Source organism: Streptomyces sp. NRRL S-920, assembly GCF_000717945.1.
In the GTDB taxonomy this organism is placed as follows: domain Bacteria; phylum Actinomycetota; class Actinomycetes; order Streptomycetales; family Streptomycetaceae; genus Streptomyces; species Streptomyces alboniger.
In genome coordinates this window covers 74,816-92,801 of sequence record NZ_JODF01000009.1, presented here as the reverse complement: position 1 = coordinate 92,801, position 17,986 = coordinate 74,816, and the positions used below count along the sequence as shown (strand labels likewise).

Below are 17,986 nucleotides of genomic sequence, written 5' to 3'. Positions count from 1 at the left end.
ATCTCTCTTGAGATCTCTCTTGAGGTCACCGGGGGCTCCCGGTGATCGGCGCGAGGTGCGGCGCGCCGTCCGCGGCCCAGAGCGCGGCCAGCGACTCGCGCAGGGTGAACCGCGGCTGCCAGCCCAGCTCCCACTCCGCGGCAGTGACGTCTGAGCACTGCCAGGGCGCCGCGGCCGGCCGGCCCGCCGCGGCGAGCACCTCCTCGACGTCCCCGGTGAAGCCCGAGGCGGCCACCAGGCCGTGTGCGAGGTCGCGTGCCGGGACGGCGCGGCCGCTGCCGATGTTGAGCAGTCGCGGCAGCCGTCCGGGCAGGGCCAGCGCGAGTGCCACGGCCTGAGCCACATCGCGTACGTCGACGAAGTCCCGGTGCGCGGAGAGGTCACCGACCCGCACCGTGCCGTGCGGGGTCCGGGCGACGGCGTGGCTCAGCTCGGCGGTGAGGCGGCCCGGGAGAGCGGCCGGGGGAGCGCCGGGCCCCACCGGTTGGGTGACCCGCAGCACCACGGCGTCGAGCCGGGTGTCCAGGACGGCGAGGGTGCCGGCCAGTTTGGTGGCGCCGTACGGGGTGACCGGGCGGGCGGGGGCGTCCTCGGAGGTCCGCTCGCCGATCGCGCTCGGTCCGTACTCGGCGGCCGAGCCGAGGTGCACCAGCCGGGCGGTGGGCACCGCGGCCCGCAGGGCCTCGCACAGGACGGCCGGGCCGCGGGAGTTGACCTCGGCGAGGGCCAGCGGGCCGCCACCGACGGCGCCGGCGCAGTTGACGACGGCGTCCGGCGCGGCCCGGCCCAGCTGTTCGGCGAGCGCGTCGGACGTGATGGTGGCGAGATCGATCCGGTGGTCGTCGACGGGGGCACGGCCGCCCCGGAGCAGTCGCACGCCCGGCAGGGCGCGCAGCCGTTCGGCGATGTGGCCGCCCAGGTATCCGGTGGAGCCAAGGACGAGTATGCGCACGGTCTCCTCACGCTTCCTTGAGGAGAATGCCGGTGTGATTCATGCGGTGTGTGGTCCCCTCCACGGCCGGACCGCGGGGGTGTCTCCACCCCATGGCCCACCCCCCAAACGGCGTGGTCACACGTCGCGGTGTGTGTCCGTGCCGCTCTGACGCGTCACATAGTGGGGCCCGTCTGTGGGATCTGTGCCGATGCTGTGAAAACCTGGCGGAAAAGAGCTGGCACTCCGTCAGGGGTGCGGCATGTGATGCGCGGGGCGCGTGAGGCACCCCCGGAATCGAAGCTTCCGATGGACCATGGCCGCTCAGAGGGCTTGCCGGGTCCCACGCCGTCAGTGGGTGGCGGATACACGCGCCGCCCGTGGGCGGGCTCCCACGGCACGCTGAATCCGAGCGGCCGCGACCGCCCGGATTCAGCCAAACGGGAAACGTTACCCAGTGGTCACTTTTCCCTAGTAAGCGCGTACTGACCTGCGAGGAAAGCGCGTTCCGTGTCCCCTGAGGGGGTGCGGAACAGGTTACGTACGCGGTGCGGCTGTTTCAGCTGGAGGCCGTGTCCGCCCGGACCGCCGCCACCGCCTTGCGCGCCGCCACCAGAATCGGGTCCCACACCGGGGAGAACGGCGGCGCGTACCCCAGATCCAGCGCCGTCATCTGTTCCACCGTCATGCCCGCCGTCAACGCGACCGCCGCCACGTCGACCCGCTTGCCCGCGCCCTCGCGCCCGACGATCTGCACGCCGAGGAGCTTGCCCGTGCGCCGCTCGGCCAGCATCTTCACCGTCATCAGGGCCGCGCCCGGGTAATAACCGGCGCGGCTCGTCGACTCGATGGTCACCGACACGAACCGCAGCCCGGCCGCGAGGGCGTCCTTCTCGCGCAGCCCCGTACGGGCGATCTCCAGGTCGCACACCTTGCTGACGGCCGTGCCGACCACACCGGGAAACGTCGCGTAACTCCCGCCCACGTTCGAGCCGATGACCTGCCCGTGCTTGTTCGCGTGTGTGCCGAGCGCGATGTGCCGCTCGCGCCCCGACATCAGGTCGAGGACCTCCACGCAGTCACCGCCCGCCCAGATGTTCTCGTGCCCCCGCACCCGCATCGCGAGGTCGGTCAGCAGGCCGCCGTGCTCGCCGAGCGGCAGCCCCGCCTCGCGCGCCAGTTCGGTCTCGGGCCGCACGCCGACCCCGAGGATCACCACGTCGGCCGGGTACTCGGCGCTCTCCGTGGCCACCGCCCTGACCCGCCCGTCGTTCCCCGTGAGGATCTTGGTGACCTCGGTGTCGTTCACCATCTCGATGCCGAGGCCCGTCATCGCGTCGTGGACGAGGCGGCCCATGTCCGGGTCGAGCGTCGACATCGGCTCCTTGCCGCGGTTGACGACCGTCACGTCGTAGCCGCGCCGGATCATCGCCTCGGCCATCTCTACGCCGATGTAGCCCGCGCCGACGACCACGGCGCGGCGGCCCTCGGTGCGGCGGCCCTCGGTGTGCTCCAGGGTGTCGATCAGGGCCTGGCCGTCGCCGAGGGTCTGCACGCCGTGCACGCCGGGCGCGTCGATGCCGGGCAGCGACGGACGCAACGGCCGGGCACCGGTGGCGATGACGAGCTTGTCGTACGCCGTCCAGTACTCCTCGCCCGCTTCGAGGTCACGCGCGAGCACGCGCCGCCCCGGCACGTCGATGCGGCGCACCTCGGTGCGCGTCCGCAGGTCGATCGCGCGCTCCCGGTGCTCCTCGGGCGTGCGCGCGACCAGATCGTCCCGCTCGTCGACGGCGCCGCCGACCCAGTAGGGGATGCCGCAGGCGGAGTACGAGGTGAAGTGGCCGCGCTCGAACGCGACGATCTCCAGTTCGTCCGGGCTCCTGAGCCTGCGTGCCTGCGATGCCGCCGACATGCCGGCTGCATCGCCTCCGATGATGACCAGTCGCTCTTGTGTGGTGCTCATGCGGAACACGCTACGGCGACGGCGCGCTGCGCTGGTTCCCCGCGCCCCCTACGGGGCGTCCCCCTGCCCGTGCGGGGTGTGCCGGTCTCGGCGGGGGCGTACTACTCGTAGCCACAGCAGTAGGAGCAGTGCGGCCACCGCCGCGAACGGCAGGACCGCCGCCAGTGCGATCGCGACCCAGCGCAGTCCGGTGACGAACGCGTCCCAGCCGCCCCCGAGCGCGTCCCCGAACGTCGGATCGTCGTCCCCGGTACTCGCCCGGCCCTGGCGCTCGGTCAGCGACAGCGTGATCGTCGCCATGGCCGTACGGTCCCTCAGCGAGGCCCGCTGGGCGAGCAGTGACTCCAGGTCGGCCTGACGGGTACTCAACTCCCCTTCCAGGGTGACCACATCGCTCAGCTTCGTCGCCTTGTCCATCAGCTCCCGCACGCGCGCCACGCTCGCCCGCTGGGACTTGACGCGGCTCTCGACGTCGACGACCTGGTCGGTGACGTCCTGCGCCTTGGCATCGCGGTCGACCAGCTTGCCGGTCCCTTCCAGCGCGGTGAGGACGTCCTCGTACTCCTCCTGCGGAACGCGCAGCACCACGCGGGAGCGCTCGCGGCCCCCGTCGTCGCGCGAGGTGCTCTCGTCCCCCACGATGCCGCCCGCGTCCTCGGCCGCCGCGCGGGCCTCCTCCAGTGCCTTCGGTACGTCCTCGACCCGGACGGTGAGCCTCGCGGTGCGAATGATCTGAGGGCCAGTCACTTTCGAGGGCTTCCGCTTCGCCGACTTGCCCGACTTGCCCGACTGCGCGCCGTCCGCGTCCTCGGGCCCTTGCAGACCGGCGGCCTGATCGGCCGCCGAGGCCCCCTTGCCGTCCCCGCCGCTGTCGCTGTCGCCGCCCGCGGTGCACCCAGTGAGCGCGAGCGCGACCGCCAGGAGCAAACCGAACAGAGCCCGGACCGTGAGCCTGCTGGACGTGTGCATCGACGTACCCCCGAGGGTCGTGGCCAGTGATGCTCCTACGACGCCGGGGAGGAGTACAACGGTGGTTGCCGACCGGTCCCGATGCGGTCACGGTCGGGACTCGGCGGTCTGAGAGAGTGGAGACATGCGCGAAACGGACACACGTACGGGTAGCGGCCACGCCGTCGTCATCGGAGGCGGGATCGCCGGCCTTGCCGCCGCGCACCGCCTGCTCGCCACCGATCCGCGGACCCGCGTGACCGTCCTGGAGGCCTCCGACAGGCTCGGCGGCAAGCTGCGCGCCGGGGAGATCGCCGGGGTCCGCGTCGACCTCGGCGCCGAGTCGATGCTCGCCCGCCGCCCCGAGGCCGTCACCCTCGCCCGCGAGACGGGCCTCGCCGACCGGCTCCAGCCGCCCGCCACCGCGACCGCCGCGATCTGGACCCGGGGCGCCCTGCGCCCCATGCCCAAGGGCCACGTCATGGGCGTGCCCGGTGACGCCTCCGCCCTCTCCGGAGTCCTCTCCGACGAGGGCCTGCGCCGCATCGAGCGGGACCGCGAACTGCCCCGCACCGAGATCGACGACGATGTCGCCGTCGGCGAGTACGTCGCCGCGCGCCTGGGCCGCGAGGTCGTCGACCGCCTCGTGGAGCCCCTGCTCGGCGGGGTGTACGCCGGGGACGCGTACCGCATCTCGATGCGCTCGGCCGTCCCGCAGCTCTTCGAGGCCGCCCGCACGCACGCCTCCCTCACGGACGGCGTCCGCGACATCCAGGCCCGCGCCGCACGGAACCAGCAGACCGGCCCGGTCTTCATGGGCATCGACGGCGGCGTCGGCGGGCTGCCGCTCGCCGTCGCGGAGTCGGTACGCGCGCGTGGCGCACGAATCCTTACCCATACGCCCGTCACCGAGCTGCGGCGCGCCGGTGACCGCTGGCGCGTGGTCACCGCGAACGAGGTGTACGAAGCCGACGCCGTCGTCCTCGCCCTGCCCGCGCCCGCCGCCGCGAAGCTCCTGGACGCCGAGTCGCCCGCCGCGGCCGCCGAACTGCGCGGCGTCGAGTACGCCTCCATGGCGCTGATCACGCTCGCGTACAGGCGCGCCGATACCGACCTCCCCGAAGGCAGCGGCTTCCTCGTGCCGCCCGTGGACGGACACACCATCAAGGCGTCCACCTTCGCAAGCCGCAAATGGGGCTGGATCGACCGGCAGGACCCGGACCTGCTGGTCCTGCGCACGTCGGTGGGCCGGTACGGGGAGACGGAGATCCTCGGCCGCGACGACGCCGACCTCATCGCCCTCTCCCGCCACGACCTGCGCGAGGCCACCGGTCTCACCGCCACCCCCGTCGCCTCCCGCGTCACCCGCTGGGACGACGGCCTGCCGCAGTACCCCGTCGGCCACCACGCGCGCGTGGCCCGCGTCCGCGCGCACGTCGGCGCGCTGCCCGGCCTCGCGGTCTGCGGAGCGGCGTACGACGGTGTCGGCATCCCCGCGTGCATCGCGAGCGCCAACGCCGCCGTCGACCAGCTGGCCGGGGACCTCACGGGTGTGGAGCAGCTCACCCGCAACCCGGTGCAGAGCCTGCACGGCGGCGGAGGAGAATAGCCCCATGAGTGACGACGCCCCCGCCAAGACCCCGAACGCCGGCAAGAAGGCCAAGGACCTCAACGAGGTCATCCGCTACACGCTGTGGTCGGTCTTCAAGCTGCGTGACGTGCTCCCCGAGAACCGCGCCGGCTACGCCGACGAGGTCCAGGAGCTGTTCGACCAGCTCGCCGCCAAGGACATCACCATCCGCGGCACCTACGACGTCTCCGGCCTGCGCGCCGACGCCGACGTCATGATCTGGTGGCACGCCGAGACCGCCGACGAGCTTCAGGAGGCCTACAACCTCTTCCGGCGCACCAAGCTGGGCCGCGCCCTGGAGCCGGTCTGGTCGAACATGGCGCTGCACCGCCCCGCCGAGTTCAACAAGTCGCACATCCCGGCGTTCCTGGCCGACGAGACGCCGCGCAACTACGTCTCCGTTTACCCCTTCGTGCGCTCCTACGACTGGTACCTGCTGCCCGACGAGGACCGCCGCCGCATGCTCGCCGACCACGGCAAGATGGCCCGCGGCTACCCCGACGTGCGCGCCAACACCGTCGCCTCGTTCTCCCTCGGCGACTACGAGTGGCTGCTCGCCTTCGAGGCCGACGAGCTGTACCGCATCGTCGACCTCATGCGTCACCTGCGCGCCTCCGAGGCCCGGATGCACGTACGCGAAGAGGTGCCGTTCTACACCGGCCGCCGCAAGTCCGTCGCGGACCTCGTGGCGGGCCTGGCGTAACCACCCCCCGGGCGGCTGCCCGCGGGTCAGAGCGCCCTGGGGCGTTCCACCGCCCGCTCGGCTGAGTCCGGCCGGGGCTCCTGGTGCGGTGCGCACGCCGCGCGCCGCGCCGGGAGCGTGCCCTCCAGGAGGTACGCCTCCAGGTGTCCGTTGACGCACTCGTTCGCGCCGCCGCCAATCCCGTGGGTGCCGGCCTCCCGCTCGGTGACCAGGACCGAACCGCGCAGCCTGCGGTGCAGCTCGCGCGCCCCCTCGTACGGCGTCGCCGCGTCGCGCTCGGCGGCGAGGATCAGCGTCGGGGCCAGCTCGTCGTCGTCCGCGCGCACGTCGAGCGGCTGCTGCCGGGGCGCGGGCCAGTAGGCGCACGGCAGGTTCATCCAGGCGTTGTCCCAGGTCTCGAAGGGCGCCACGCGCGCGAGGAGCGTGTTGTCGCGGTCCCAGGTGGCGAAGTCCGTCGGCCACGGGGCGTCGTTGCACTCCACGGCCGTGTAGACGGCGTTGCCGTTCTCCTGTTCGGCCGCCGCGCGCGGCTCGGGCGCGGCCTGCTCGATCAGCGGCTTCGGGTCGCCCTTCAGATACGCGGAGAGCGCCTTGGCGCGCATCGGCCAGTAGTCGTCGTAGTACCCGGCCTGGAGGTACGCGGACTGGAGCTGGCTCTGGCCGACCTTCCCGCCCGCGGGCTTGCGGCCCAGTTCGGCGCGCACCTTCTCGTAGTTGCGCAGCACCTCCTCGGGCGTCCTGCCCAGGCGGTACGTCTTGTCGTGCTTGGCCACCCAGGCGCGGAAGTCCGCCCAGCGCCGCTCGAAGGCCGCCGACTGGTCGAGGTTGTTGCGGTACCAGATCTGCGCGGGGGCGGGGTTGACCGCCGAGTCGAAGACCATCCGGCGCACGTGCGTCGGGAAGAGCGTCGCGTAGAGGGCCCCGAAGTAGGTGCCGTACGAGGCACCCAGGAACGTCAGCTTCTCCTCGCCGAGCGCGGCCCGCAGCACGTCCAGGTCGCGCGCGTTGTTCAGGCTCGTGTAGTGCCGCAGGCCGGGGTTGCGGGCGGCGCACCCGCGCGCGTACGCCTTCGCCTTCGCGACGCGCTCCTGCTTGTACGCCTCGTCGGGGTGGGTCGGCGCCTGCGTGGGGCCCTTGCCGAACTCCTTCGGGTCCTGGCAGGACAGCGGCGCCGAGCGGCCCACACCACGCGGGGCGTAGCCGATGAGGTCGTACGCGGCCGCGATGCGCTTCCACTCGGGCATGACGCCCGCCATCGGGAAGTACATTCCGGAGCCGCCGGGTCCGCCGGGATTGAAGACGAGCGCGCCCTGGCGCGCGACGGCCCGGCCCGCGGCCTTCCCCTTCCCCTTCCCCTTCTCTTGCCCCTTCTCTTTCCCCTTCGCCTTGGCCTTGGCGCGGCTGACGGTCAGTTTGATCTGCTCGCCATGGGGGTGGGCGTAGTCCAGCGGTACGGAGACCGTGCCGCATTGGAGGGAGGGGGGAAGGTGCTCGGCCTTGGCGCAGGTGCCCCAGCGGATCCCGGCGGCCTCGGCGCGCTGCGCGGCGACGGTGGTGCCGTGCGTCTCGGGGGTGGGCAGGGCGGCGCTCGCGCTTCCCGCGGGGGCGGCGACGAGGGCGGTCAGGACCAGGGATCCGGCGGTTCCATAGCGGGCGGCTGCTGCTCTCATCGCGCTTCTCTACCTCTTTTGTTCGGCCATGCGTTCCAGGCGATCTTCGAACAAAAGGGATGATTCGTGTGATATTCGGTGAAGTAAAGCACCGGGCGCCGGTGTCGGCTCAATGCCCCCCTTGTGCGGCCTCCCGCCGCCCCCGGCCGCAGAAGGCCTGACGCAGCTCCGGGTCGGGGACCGCGCGGACCCCGCGCACGGCCACCGCGGTCAGCTGGTCGCCCCGCGTGCACAGCGCGCCCAGGAGCCGCTGACCGGTGGGGGACGCCCACCGCGTGTACGGATGGACCTCGACGCGGGCGATCACCAGGCAGCCCGCGCACAGGAGCAGCGGCAGCCCGAACCACACCGCGACCGGCACCTGCCCCGGGGCCCCGCGCCCCTGGGCCGGCATGAGGACCACCACGGCGCCGAGCGCGAGCACCGCCACCGTCGTCGCCCGCACCTGGCGCACGGCGGCCGCGACCCCCGAGGCGGAGCCCGCCGGGACGGCGAGCCCCGCGGTGACGAGCCCGTCCGCGAGCGCCCGCACGGCCTCGGTGGCCGCCGCGCCACGGCGTATCGGCGCTATCCGCGCCTGGCCCGCGGGACCGATCGCGCCGAGCACGGAACGCTCCATGTCGTCGCGGCCCACCGGATCGACGACGGTCGCCCACCCCGTGTGTGCGATCAGCAACCGCCGCGCCCGCGCCATCGCCACGAGCGTGACGTCGGCGACGCGGGTGGGGCCACCGGAGAGGAACGCGGCCTCGTAGAGGTTGAGTTCGTGACCGGGCGGCGCCGCCCTCTCCTGAGTGGCGGCGCGGCTCGCGGCCAGGCAGAGACGGCCGCAGGCGAGGCCGGTGAGGGCCCAGGCGAGGAGGAGCAGCGGAACCCAGAACATGACGGTGTTCTATGCGAAGGCACCTCTCGGCGCCACGGCTTATTCACTATGCGGACGCGGGGTGACGGGTGGGTAACGTTCCGCTTGTGGCCGGGCGTTCGGCCTCTCCGGATACGGCCTCTGCGGACCGGACCCCTCCGGTTTCGGGCGGGACGCGGCGGGCGGCAGCGTGTAGGTCGCTGACGGGGTGACCGGCGTGGCCGGGTCCGGGGACGTGGTCGGGCCCGGGGGCGCGGGCGAGTGGGTCAGGGGCGGTGGCCCCGCGGTCGCCGCCTCGCGGGCGATGCCTTCGAAGTCGACGAGGCCGGTGTCCTCCAGAACCGTGATGTGGTCGAGGACGGTGGTGTTCGCGTCGTCCGCGAGCGTCCGCACCAGCGAGTTGCGGGTGTTCGCGCGGACCTCCGCGACCACGGAGAAGACCTTGCCGTGCGCGCGTCGCAGGATGTTCGCGAACTTCTGGTTGTACGTCTCACCGCGCGCGCGGCTCAACTCGGCGAGCCAGCGCCGCTGCTGGGGGTTCGGCTGGCTGGGCAGTTCCAGGCTGAGCCGGGTGGCGACTTCGCGTACGCGCGCGTCCAGGAACGCATGGCCCTCGACGAGGTGCTCGCCCGCGGTCCGCACCGCCTTGGTGGTGCCGCGCGCCTCGGCCTGCTGGCCGGCGGGCAGCTCCCACAGGCCCGCGAGGCGGACCTTGGTGATGAAGTCCCGGTCCAGGGCGGACAGCGGCCCGAAGTCGGTCGACACCGTCTCGGCGTTGAGCCTGTCGAGTCCGGTGCCCGAGCGGTCCTCGTAGGACCAGAGGGGGAAGAGCAGCGCGGCCAGCGTCGCGACGAGTCCTGTGACGACGAGGCCGGTTCCGTTGATGGCTGGGGATCGCATGGTGCCTCCTGTTGCGGCACCGCACGTTAGTGCGCCTCGGGCGTGGGGCGGCGGGTTATGGCAGGGGGTACGTCAACTGCCGTACGCCTCGCGTGAAGTGGCGCCCTTGGTGACTGCCGTCAGGTGGAGGACGACGAGCTGCTGCAACTGGACCCGCCCCCTCCGCCTCCTCCGCCGGAACAGGAGGAGCCGCCGCCGCTGCTGGAGCAGGCTGAGCCGCTGGAGCAGGCCGAGCCACCGGAGCAGGCCGAGCCGCCGCCTCCGCCGCTGGAGCAGAACGAGCCGCCTCCGCCGCTGGAGCAGGCCGAGCCGCCTCCGGAGCAGGCCGCCCCGCCCCCGGAACCGGAGCTGCCCGAGCACGCGAAGCCGTTGTGCCCGCCCCAGGCGTTGGGGCCCGGGAAGGGAGTCAGGTGCGGGCCCGACGGAACCGGCGCCGGCCCCCGGACGCGGGCCGCGGTGATCAGCTGGGCCCGCAGATCGGGGTGGGCCGCCGCCAAACCGCGGGTCGCCACGAGGTGCGCGGCGCCCGCGAGATGGCGTGACGAGGTGACGTACTCGCCGAGGGCGCGGCGCCCGGCCGAGGTGAGCTGTTTCTCGGTGACCGAGAGGCAGCTCAGGGCGACCGCGAGACCGACGATGCCCGCGGGGACCATGTGGAGGACGGCGTCGAGCGCCCGATCGGCCCCTCCGTGCACCACGGGGTCGTCCGCGTACTGCGCCAAGGTCAGCATGGCGGCCGCCAGGAATCCGAAGAGGCCCGCGAAGAGCTGTACCCCGGCCCAGCGCCGCCACATCTGCCGCGGCCCCGGCCGCATGAGGAGGCCGCGCGCCGCGAGCGCGTCGCCCGTCTCCCGCACCGGGCCGCTGCGCATCACGGCGGCCCGCAGCCAGTGCAGCGAGGCGTTGGGCGCCGCGCGGTGGGCGTCGATGACCGCCTGCTCGGCGGCGTTCCTGGCCGTCGGCCGGGGGATGCCGACGACGCCGGGCCCGGCCACGACCAGGCGGCCGTCCTCGTGCAGCCCCGCGATCAACGCGTCGGCCAGCCGGGCGGGGCCGCCGGAGAGGAACGCGGCCTCCGGTGTGCCGCGTACGAAGTCGCCGTGGTCGTCGTCCCCGGTGGGCACCTGGGCGCGCCCGGCCGCCACCACGCCCCTGATCAGCGCGGCGGAGGAGACCACGACGAGGATCGTGTAGATCACGCCCGCGATGCTCACCGCGTCACCGCCCCGACAGGATGCGGCGGGTGGCCCGGAGCAACTTGGCGGCGGGCCGCCGGGGGAGCGGCGCGGGGCCCGAGCGCTCCAGCCACCAGTCGCTCAGCCGCCGTCCGGCGTCGGTCCCTTCGAGCCGCCCGGCGAGCAGCAGGTGCTCGGCGAACCGCAGCGCGTCGAGGCGGTAACCGCCCGTCATGGGCCGGGCGTGGGCGTAGGCGAGGAAGTCGGCGCGGTACGCCCCGCCGAGGATGTCCGGCAGCTCGGGCGCGACCTTCGCGACGACATCGGCCCGCTTGGCGGCGAGCGCGTGGCTCTGCACCTTCAGCCGCGCGCAGTCGAACCCTTCGGGGGCCGGGGTCCCCGCGACGAGCGCGGAGAGCAGGGCGACCTGCGCAAGGGCAGCGCGCTGCCGGGCTTCGGCGGGCGCGGGGAGGCCTGCCGGGGGTGCGGGGAGGCCCCCGTGCGCTCCGCTCGGGAGGCCTCCCCAAGCCCCCTTGGGGAGGGCCCCGCCCGCCTTCGCTCCAAGGCCCCCGGCCAGTTCACCCGCCTTCGTGTCAAGGCCCCCGGCCAGATCGCCCGCCGCCTCGACCGTCGCCCGTATTGTGGCCAGTTCCCTCTCCAGCTCCGCCGGTTCCGGGAAGTTGTCGTCGCGCTCCAGGAGGACGCCCGGTGGGGTCGTCCGGGAGGCCAGGTCGGTCAGGATGGCGAGGACCGGTTCCGGTACCGGGTGCGCGTGGCTGTCGTGCCAGACTCCGTCCCGTTCGAAGCCGCCCGCCACATGGACGTACGCGATGGCCTCGACCGGCAGTTCGTCCAGCGCCTTGGCCGGGTCCTCGCCGCGGTTGACGTGGTTCGTGTGGAGGTTGGCGACGTCGATGAGCAGGCGTACGCCCGTGCGCTCGACCAGCTCGTACAGGAACTGGCCCTCCGTCATCTCCTCACCGGGCCAGGAGATCAGCGCCGCGATGTTCTCCACGGCGAGCGGCACGGGCAGCGCGTCCTGCGCGATGCGGACGTTCTCGCAGAGCACCGCGAGCGCGTCACGGGTGCGCGGCACCGGCAGCAGATGACCGGCTTCGAGGAGCTGCGTGGCGGTGAGGTCACCGCCGGCGCGCACGAACGCGATGTGCTCGGTGACCAGCGGCGAGCCGAGCGCCAGCGCCCGCTCGGCGAGCGCGGTCAGCCGGCCCTCGTCGGGGCGGTCGGCGCCGCCGAGGCCCAGGGAGACGCCGTGCGGCACGACTTCCACGCCGCGCTCGCGCAGCCGCAGCAAGGAGTCGGGCAGGTGGCCCGGACAGACGTTCTCCGCGACCGCCTCGACCCAGTCGATGCCGGGCATCGCCTCCACGGCGTCCGCGATCTCCGGACGCCAACCGATGCCGGTCCCCAGACGCCGCATGTCGCTCCCCCTTCGCCCCTCGTCCCCCGAACCGGTCCCCCCGGCCCCCGTCCCCGGGTCCTTCACCGGGGCGGGGTCGGCCGAACCCTCAGGGAGGGACGTTCAGAGCTACATTTGAGGTTCCGGCCGTCCGGTGTTGATCTGCCCCGGCGGGCCGGGCGAGGGCCGTGACGTGGTGGAGATGTCGCCGCTGGGCCGGGCGGGCACGGGCTCCGGGGGAGTGCCTCCGGACGGCGGGGGAGGCCCGGAGGGGCTGGCGGTCGCCTTGGACGCGGCGTCGTTCGCGATTCCGTCGAAGTCGACGAGGCCGGTGGCCTCCAGCATCGTGATGTGGTCGAGGACGGTCTGGTTGGCGTCCGTGGCGAGCTGCCGGATCAGGGAGTTGCGGGTGCTGTCGCGCACCTGGGCGAGCACGCTGAACACCTTGCCGTGCGCGACCCGCAGCAGGTTCGCGAACTTGCGCTGATACGTCTCGCCGCTCGCCTCCGTCAACTCCTTCAACCAGCCCTGCTGTTGCTCGGTGGGCTGATTGGGCAGCTCCACGCCCAGTTTCGCGGCGGTGATGCGGGCCCGCTGGTCGAGGTCGGTGTGGCCGACGATGAGGTGGTCACCCGCCTCCTTGATGGCCTTGGTCGGCGCGCGCTCCACGGCCTGCTGCCCGGCCGGTATCTCCCAGAGCCCGGCGAGCCGCACCTTCACCAGCAGATCCCGGTCGGCCGCCGAGAGAGGCCCCCACTGGGTGGGCACGGACCCGGCGGCCAGATTGGCGGGCCCCGTGCCGGAGCGGTCGGCGTACGACCACATGGGGAACGCGAGCGCGCCGAGCGTGGCGACGAGTGCCGCGATGATCAGAGCCGTGCCGTTGACGCGCCGCAAGGTGCCTCCCGTAATGCTCCCGTGTCACCGGTGATACCGGGGAGTACGGAAGATACGTGCGGGGCGTTCACGTGCGCGAGACATTGTTCGGATTGGGGTGCGTGATCTCGCGCGCCGAGCCCGTCACGGGCGGGGCGCGCGCAGGGCCGGGTGGTCGGCGACCACCGTGCAGGAGCCCGGGGCGATCTCGGTGAAGCCCGCGTCGCGGACCACCGGAAGCCCGGAGGCGGTGAGTTCGCGCCAGTGGGCCGCCTCGGGGGTGCGGACGGAGAGCGGGAACCCGGCGTCGCGCCAGGCCGTGCGGTCCTCCGCCGACAGCTCCCACCAGGCCAGTTGGGCGCCGTGGCCCGCCTGCGCCATCGCTTTGCCTGCCGACATGTCGACGTCGGGGCTCATCCACAGGATGGGGTGGGTCGGGTCGGCCCCGGTCGGCGGCTCGGGATCGTCCAGGTCCGTGCCCGACACCTGGAGCCGCGCCAGATCCTTCGGCCAGCCGTCCAGCGGAACCGGCGGGAAGACGCGGACCTCCGCCGACTTGCCGGTGACCGTGATGCCGGGCAGCGCCTCCGCCCTGCGCCACTCGGCACCCCGCGCCCGGCGCACCACCTTGCGGATACGGGCGTCCTGCCAGTCGCGCATCGCCCGCGCCCACTCGCCCTCGCCCAGGGAACGCTCGTCGCTCAGCATCACCAGGACGGCACGGGCCGCGGTCTCCAGCGCGTCGGTGCGGGCCGGTGGAGCGGCGCGCTCGATGCGGGCGACGAGGGGCAGTACGAACTGCGGGGCCTGGTCGCGTGAGGTGGTCTCATACCGGAAGGGGCTGTCCTGGGCGGTGGTGGTGTTCTCGTCGCTCACGCGTCCAGTCTGCCAGTGCGCCGGTTCGCGGATCCGCCGGGCTTCCGGAGAGGGGCGTACGCGAGGATGGCCCGCATGGAACGTGATCTCGTGGTGCGGCTGAGCGGGGTGGGGCGGCGCTACGGCGTCCGCGGGCCGTGGGTGCTGCGCGGTGTCGAGCTGGGCGTGCGGGCGGGCGCCCTGGTGCGGATCGAGGGCGCCAACGGCAGCGGCAAGTCGACCCTGTTGAGGCTCCTTGCCGGTATCGACGCGCCCTCCGAGGGGCGGGTGGCGGGACGCCCGCGGACGGCGTTCGTACCCGAACGCTTCCCCGCGTCCATGCCGTTCACCGCGGTCGGCTACCTCACGCACATGGCGCGCGTCCACGGTCTCGCGCGGGGTGCGGCGGGGCGGAGCGCGGAACAGTGGCTGGAGCGCTTCGACGCCGGGGGTTACGCGCGTACCCCGCTCAGCGAACTTTCCAAGGGCGGCAGCCAGAAGGTGGCCGTGGCGCAGGCGCTGCTGGCCGCGCCCGACCTGCTGGTCCTGGACGAGGCGTGGACCGGCCTGGACGCCGCCGCCCGCGCGGAACTCGACCGCGCGGTCGCCGAGCGAACGGCGGCGGGCGGCGCCGTCGCCTTCGTGGACCACGACCCGCGGCGGCTGCGGGGAGTGGTGGACGAGACGTACGGGGTGCTCGGCGCGGAAGTGAAGCGGCTGACAGGGAAGGGAAGTTGTGAGCCCCTGGCCGGCCTGGGCGGACCGACGGTCACCATCCTGACGCGGGGCCCGCGGGGCGCGGAGCTTCCAGCGCCGGTCGCCGCGGCGGCGGCGTCCGTGGTGACAGACGCGCAGGAGGGGGCCACGCGCCTCACGGTCCCGGAGAGCCACTCGGACGCGGCCCTGCGCGAACTGCTGACGGCACGGCCACCGTGGCACATCGTGACGGTAAAACACGCCCCGGCATCAATCCCGGCGCTGGCTTCCGACTCGGCCTCGGCGTCAATCCCGGCGCCGGCTCCTGGCTCGGCCGCCGTGTCGGCTTCCGGTCTGGTCTCCGCTTCCGGTCCGGCCCCGGTCTCTGACGCGCCCTCGGCTTCCGGTCCGGCCCTGGCTTCCGTTCCCGGCTCGGCTTCTGGCTCGGCCTCGGCCTCAATCCCGGCCCCGGCTTCTGACTCGGCCCCGGCGACGGCCTCCGATCTGGCCTCGGCTTCTGGTCCGGCCTCGGCTTCCGGTCCGGCCTTAGCTTCTGATCCGGACCCGGTCTCCGACTCGGCCTCGGCTTTCGATCCGGCCCCAGCTTCCGACCCGCCCCCGCCCCCCGGCCCGGCCCCGGCCTCTGATGGGCAGGCCCGGCGATGAGTGCTCTGCTCGCTTATCACGTGGCCCTGCTGGGGCGGTCGCAGCGGTGGCTTGCTCCGGGGATTCTGTACGCCGTCTTCCTTGCCGTCGGCGTTCAGGGCGGGCAGCCCGTGTTGGACTCGCTCGCCTACGCCGCGGCCGCGCTGCTGCCCGTCGCCGCCTGGCTGGTACGTATTTGCGCGACCAACGAACCGCCCGCGGCGCGCAGTTGCTCCGCTGCCGCGGTGGGCCCGGGGCGAGCCCATCTGGCCTCGCTCCTGTCGGCGTTCCTCGCCGCGTCCGCGCTGGGGGTGCTGGCCGTGCTCGTGGTGACGGTCATCAGCGACGGGGTGAGCACCAATGGCCGCCTGCCCGTGGCCCGCGTCCCCGCGAGCGCCGCCGGCCTGATCGCGATGCTGGTCAGCGCGCTCCTCGGCACTGCGGTCGGCGCCCTCACCAACTGGCCCCTGTTGCGTTCGGCGGGCAAGTCCGTCCCCACGATGCTGCTGGCCGCACTGCTCCTCCTGGTCACGACGGGCTCCCCTGCCCAGTCGGCGCTGACCGACCTGACGACGGGCTCGCGGGAGGGTGTCGTGCCGTGGCCACTGGGAGCGCTGGCGGGTGCGGTGGGCGCCGCGGTGGCGGCGGTGTGGACGGCCTGCGCGCTCAGCTCTCGGCGCGGTTGACCTCCCACGGCTGGACCGCTGGACCGCTGGGCTGGCGGCTGCCCGCCAACGCCGCACAGGCTAGGGCTTGTTCGTGGGGCCCCGCCCGTCGGTGCCTCCCCGGCCCCGCGCCTCCGCCACCCGGGTCGAACGGATCTGCTCCGACACCCGCACGAACCGGAAGCCCCGCTCCCGCAGCTTCGGGATGATCGTCCGCAGGGCGCGTTCTGTCATCGGTGCCGCGCTGCGTGTGCAGTGCATGACGACGACCGACCCCGGCCGCACCCCGTCGACCACCTGCCGGGCCACCGCATCGGCGTCCTTCGCGAAGGCGTCGCCGCTGACCACGTCCCACTGCACGGCGGTGACGCCGCTCGGCGCGAGCGCGCGCAGGGCCCGCTGGTCGTAGCAGCCCCCGGGGAAGCGGAAGTACGGCAGCGGCCGCTCCACGCCCGCCTTGCGGAACGCCTCGTAGGCACGTTCCATATCCGCGCGCATCCGTTCCGGAGGCACGGTCGGCAGGCCGTAGCAGTCCTTGGTGAAGGCATGGTGACTGTACGAGTGGTTGGCGACCTCGAAGAGCGGGTTCTTGGCGATGTCCTTGGCCTGGTCCGGATACTCCTCCGCCCAGCGGCCCGTCATGAAGAACGTCGCCGGTACGTTCAGCCGCCGCAGCGTCGCGACCAGCGCGGGATGGTCGAACCGTTCACCGGCCGCGGCCCGCGTCCCCTGGTTCACCGTCATGTCCGCGTCGAAGGTGAGCGCGACGGTACGGCCCTGCGTCCGGGATCCGTTGCTGAATACGGGGGTGAGCCCCGAGGGGCCGGGTGCGAGCGTGGGAGGGGCGGGCGGCGAGGCGGTCGCCGCGGGCCTGGCCGGGCGGCCCGGGTGGCCGTTGGCCGTGGTGTCGCCGGATGAGCAGCCGGCGAGGACGGTGGTCAGGGCGCCCAGGGCGCAGAGCGCGGCGCGTCTCCGTACGAGATTGATCACGCGGTGACGATATGTGCGGAAATGCGATAAATAGGTTATCGGCTCGCATGTCTGTTCCGGCACCACCCGTCTGGGCCGCGCGGCGGGCCCCCGGCGGCGCCCGCGGGTCCGTTCCCTCCTCCCGGGAGGGCGGACCCGGCGGGAACGGCCCGGCGCGAGCGGACCGGGCGGAAACGCCCCGGCGGGAGCGGACCCGGAGGCAGCGGCGCCGGCGGGAACGGTCCTGCTCCTCCCGGCCCTCTCCCTACCGGACCCGCCCCCAGACGGTAGTTGAGCGAGACGGCCACCTCGTCGTGGCGCCCCGCCTGCTCAGCGCGGTCGCCGAGGACGCCCGCGAGGTCCGCGGCGCCCGCTCACACCCACCCCTCCAGCGAACCCATGAACGCCTCGAAGTCGTCGCGATGGATGGTGTGCCCCGTGCCCTTGACCGTACGTATCTCGAACCCGCGCCCCGTCAGCTCCTTCTTCAACGCCTCGTCGACGAGGAAACTGGTCTCCGCGACCTGCACGAGCGAGGGGACGACCGCCTTGGCCGGGGTGCGGTCGACGGCGTTCGCACCGGAGAGCGCGAGCGCGGTGTCCGAATCCCAGGCGGCCAGCGTGGCGAGTTCGATGTCGACGTCGGCCTCGTCCCAGCGCGGGTTGAAGTGCGCGATCACTCCGCGCCTGGCGCCCTTGAACTCCACGAACAGCGCGGGGTCCGCCGCCCCGACACGGCCGAGCGCCCAGGCGGGATCGGAGTAGACGGCCCGCGCGGGCGCCAGGCGCTCGGCCGCGAGGGCCAGCGCGATCGCGCCGAGCGAGTGCCCTATCGCCAGCTCCGCACCCGCCGGCAGTGTCTCGACGAGGTCGTCCGCGAACAACTCCACGCTGTACGGGCCGCGTTCGCTCATCCCGTGCCCCCGCAGGTCGACGCCGATCGCGCGGTAGCCGCGGTCGGCGAGTGCGGGCCCCACGCGCCGCCACGTGCGGTGGTCCGACATGATTCCGTGGACCAGGAGCGCGACGCGGTCTCCTGTTCCCCATTCGTGGGTGTGCAGCTTCATGGTGGTGCCCT

The 17,986-nt window shown here is 73.3% G+C and carries 15 protein-coding genes and 1 pseudogene; 4 read left to right on the top strand and 12 right to left on the bottom strand.

Annotation, left to right across the window (positions count from 1 at the left end):
- Window positions 1–25 precede the first annotated feature (25 nt).
- From IG54_RS0109280 to IG54_RS0109265, 3 genes are all read right to left on the bottom strand, one after another.
- The gene (locus IG54_RS0109280; protein WP_030779776.1) at window positions 26–952 is read right to left on the bottom strand and encodes an NAD-dependent epimerase/dehydratase family protein; all 927 of its coding nucleotides are present in this window, start codon (window positions 950–952) and stop codon (window positions 26–28) included.
- A 538-nt stretch (window positions 953–1,490) separates the two neighbouring features.
- Window positions 1,491–2,897, bottom strand: a complete 1,407-nt coding sequence (locus tag IG54_RS0109270) for an FAD-dependent oxidoreductase (protein ID WP_030779773.1) — start codon at window positions 2,895–2,897, stop codon at window positions 1,491–1,493.
- 48 nt (window positions 2,898–2,945) lie between these two features.
- Entirely contained in the window at window positions 2,946–3,866 is a 921-nt protein-coding gene (locus IG54_RS0109265; protein WP_037896764.1) for a DUF4349 domain-containing protein, read from the bottom strand.
- 124 nt (window positions 3,867–3,990) lie between these two features.
- Between IG54_RS0109265 and hemG the strand changes: the two genes are divergently transcribed.
- Both hemG and hemQ read left to right on the top strand, forming a co-directional pair.
- The gene (gene hemG, locus IG54_RS0109260; RefSeq protein WP_030779767.1) at window positions 3,991–5,454 is read left to right on the top strand and encodes a protoporphyrinogen oxidase; all 1,464 of its coding nucleotides are present in this window, start codon (window positions 3,991–3,993) and stop codon (window positions 5,452–5,454) included.
- 4 nt (window positions 5,455–5,458) lie between these two features.
- Complete coding sequence (gene hemQ, locus IG54_RS0109255) at window positions 5,459–6,178, top strand: hydrogen peroxide-dependent heme synthase (protein WP_030779766.1); 720 nt, start codon at window positions 5,459–5,461, stop codon at window positions 6,176–6,178.
- A gap of 26 nt (window positions 6,179–6,204) precedes the next feature.
- Here the strand turns inward: hemQ and IG54_RS0109250 are convergent, their stop codons facing one another.
- The 7 genes from IG54_RS0109250 to IG54_RS0109220 form a co-directional block, all read right to left on the bottom strand.
- Entirely contained in the window at window positions 6,205–7,848 is a 1,644-nt protein-coding gene (locus tag IG54_RS0109250; protein WP_030779764.1) for an alpha/beta hydrolase, read from the bottom strand.
- A 109-nt stretch (window positions 7,849–7,957) separates the two neighbouring features.
- A complete protein-coding gene (locus tag IG54_RS0109245) occupies window positions 7,958–8,731 on the bottom strand; it encodes a TIGR04222 domain-containing membrane protein (RefSeq protein ID WP_030779762.1) in 774 nt (257 codons plus the stop codon).
- Window positions 8,732–8,770: 39 nt separating this feature from the next.
- Entirely contained in the window at window positions 8,771–9,610 is an 840-nt protein-coding gene (locus IG54_RS0109240; protein ID WP_078593885.1) for a DUF4142 domain-containing protein, read from the bottom strand.
- A gap of 119 nt (window positions 9,611–9,729) precedes the next feature.
- Complete coding sequence (locus tag IG54_RS0109235) at window positions 9,730–10,809, bottom strand: TIGR04222 domain-containing membrane protein (protein ID WP_158708847.1); 1,080 nt, start codon at window positions 10,807–10,809, stop codon at window positions 9,730–9,732.
- 19 nt (window positions 10,810–10,828) lie between these two features.
- On the bottom strand, window positions 10,829–12,223 hold the full coding sequence (locus IG54_RS0109230; protein WP_030779757.1) for a DUF692 domain-containing protein: 1,395 nt from the start codon (window positions 12,221–12,223) through the stop codon (window positions 10,829–10,831).
- Window positions 12,224–12,331: 108 nt separating this feature from the next.
- On the bottom strand, window positions 12,332–13,099 hold the full coding sequence (locus IG54_RS0109225) for a DUF4142 domain-containing protein (RefSeq protein ID WP_030779755.1): 768 nt from the start codon (window positions 13,097–13,099) through the stop codon (window positions 12,332–12,334).
- Window positions 13,100–13,222: 123 nt separating this feature from the next.
- Complete coding sequence (locus tag IG54_RS0109220) at window positions 13,223–13,954, bottom strand: peptidyl-tRNA hydrolase (protein ID WP_030779753.1); 732 nt, start codon at window positions 13,952–13,954, stop codon at window positions 13,223–13,225.
- Window positions 13,955–14,029: 75 nt separating this feature from the next.
- Here IG54_RS0109220 and IG54_RS0109215 point away from each other — a divergent pair.
- Both IG54_RS0109215 and IG54_RS0109210 read left to right on the top strand, forming a co-directional pair.
- A pseudogene (locus tag IG54_RS0109215) lies at window positions 14,030–14,896 on the top strand (ABC transporter ATP-binding protein); the annotation flags it as partial.
- A gap of 395 nt (window positions 14,897–15,291) precedes the next feature.
- Entirely contained in the window at window positions 15,292–15,960 is a 669-nt protein-coding gene (locus IG54_RS0109210; RefSeq protein ID WP_030779750.1) for a hypothetical protein, read from the top strand.
- Window positions 15,961–16,020: 60 nt separating this feature from the next.
- Here the strand turns inward: IG54_RS0109210 and IG54_RS0109205 are convergent, their stop codons facing one another.
- Together IG54_RS0109205 and IG54_RS0109195 are read right to left on the bottom strand one after the other, a co-directional pair.
- On the bottom strand, window positions 16,021–16,929 hold the full coding sequence (locus tag IG54_RS0109205; RefSeq protein WP_030779748.1) for a polysaccharide deacetylase family protein: 909 nt from the start codon (window positions 16,927–16,929) through the stop codon (window positions 16,021–16,023).
- A gap of 353 nt (window positions 16,930–17,282) precedes the next feature.
- Window positions 17,283–17,975, bottom strand: coding sequence for an alpha/beta hydrolase (locus tag IG54_RS0109195; protein WP_030779747.1), 693 nt, complete (start codon window positions 17,973–17,975; stop codon window positions 17,283–17,285).
- Window positions 17,976–17,986 lie beyond the last annotated feature (11 nt).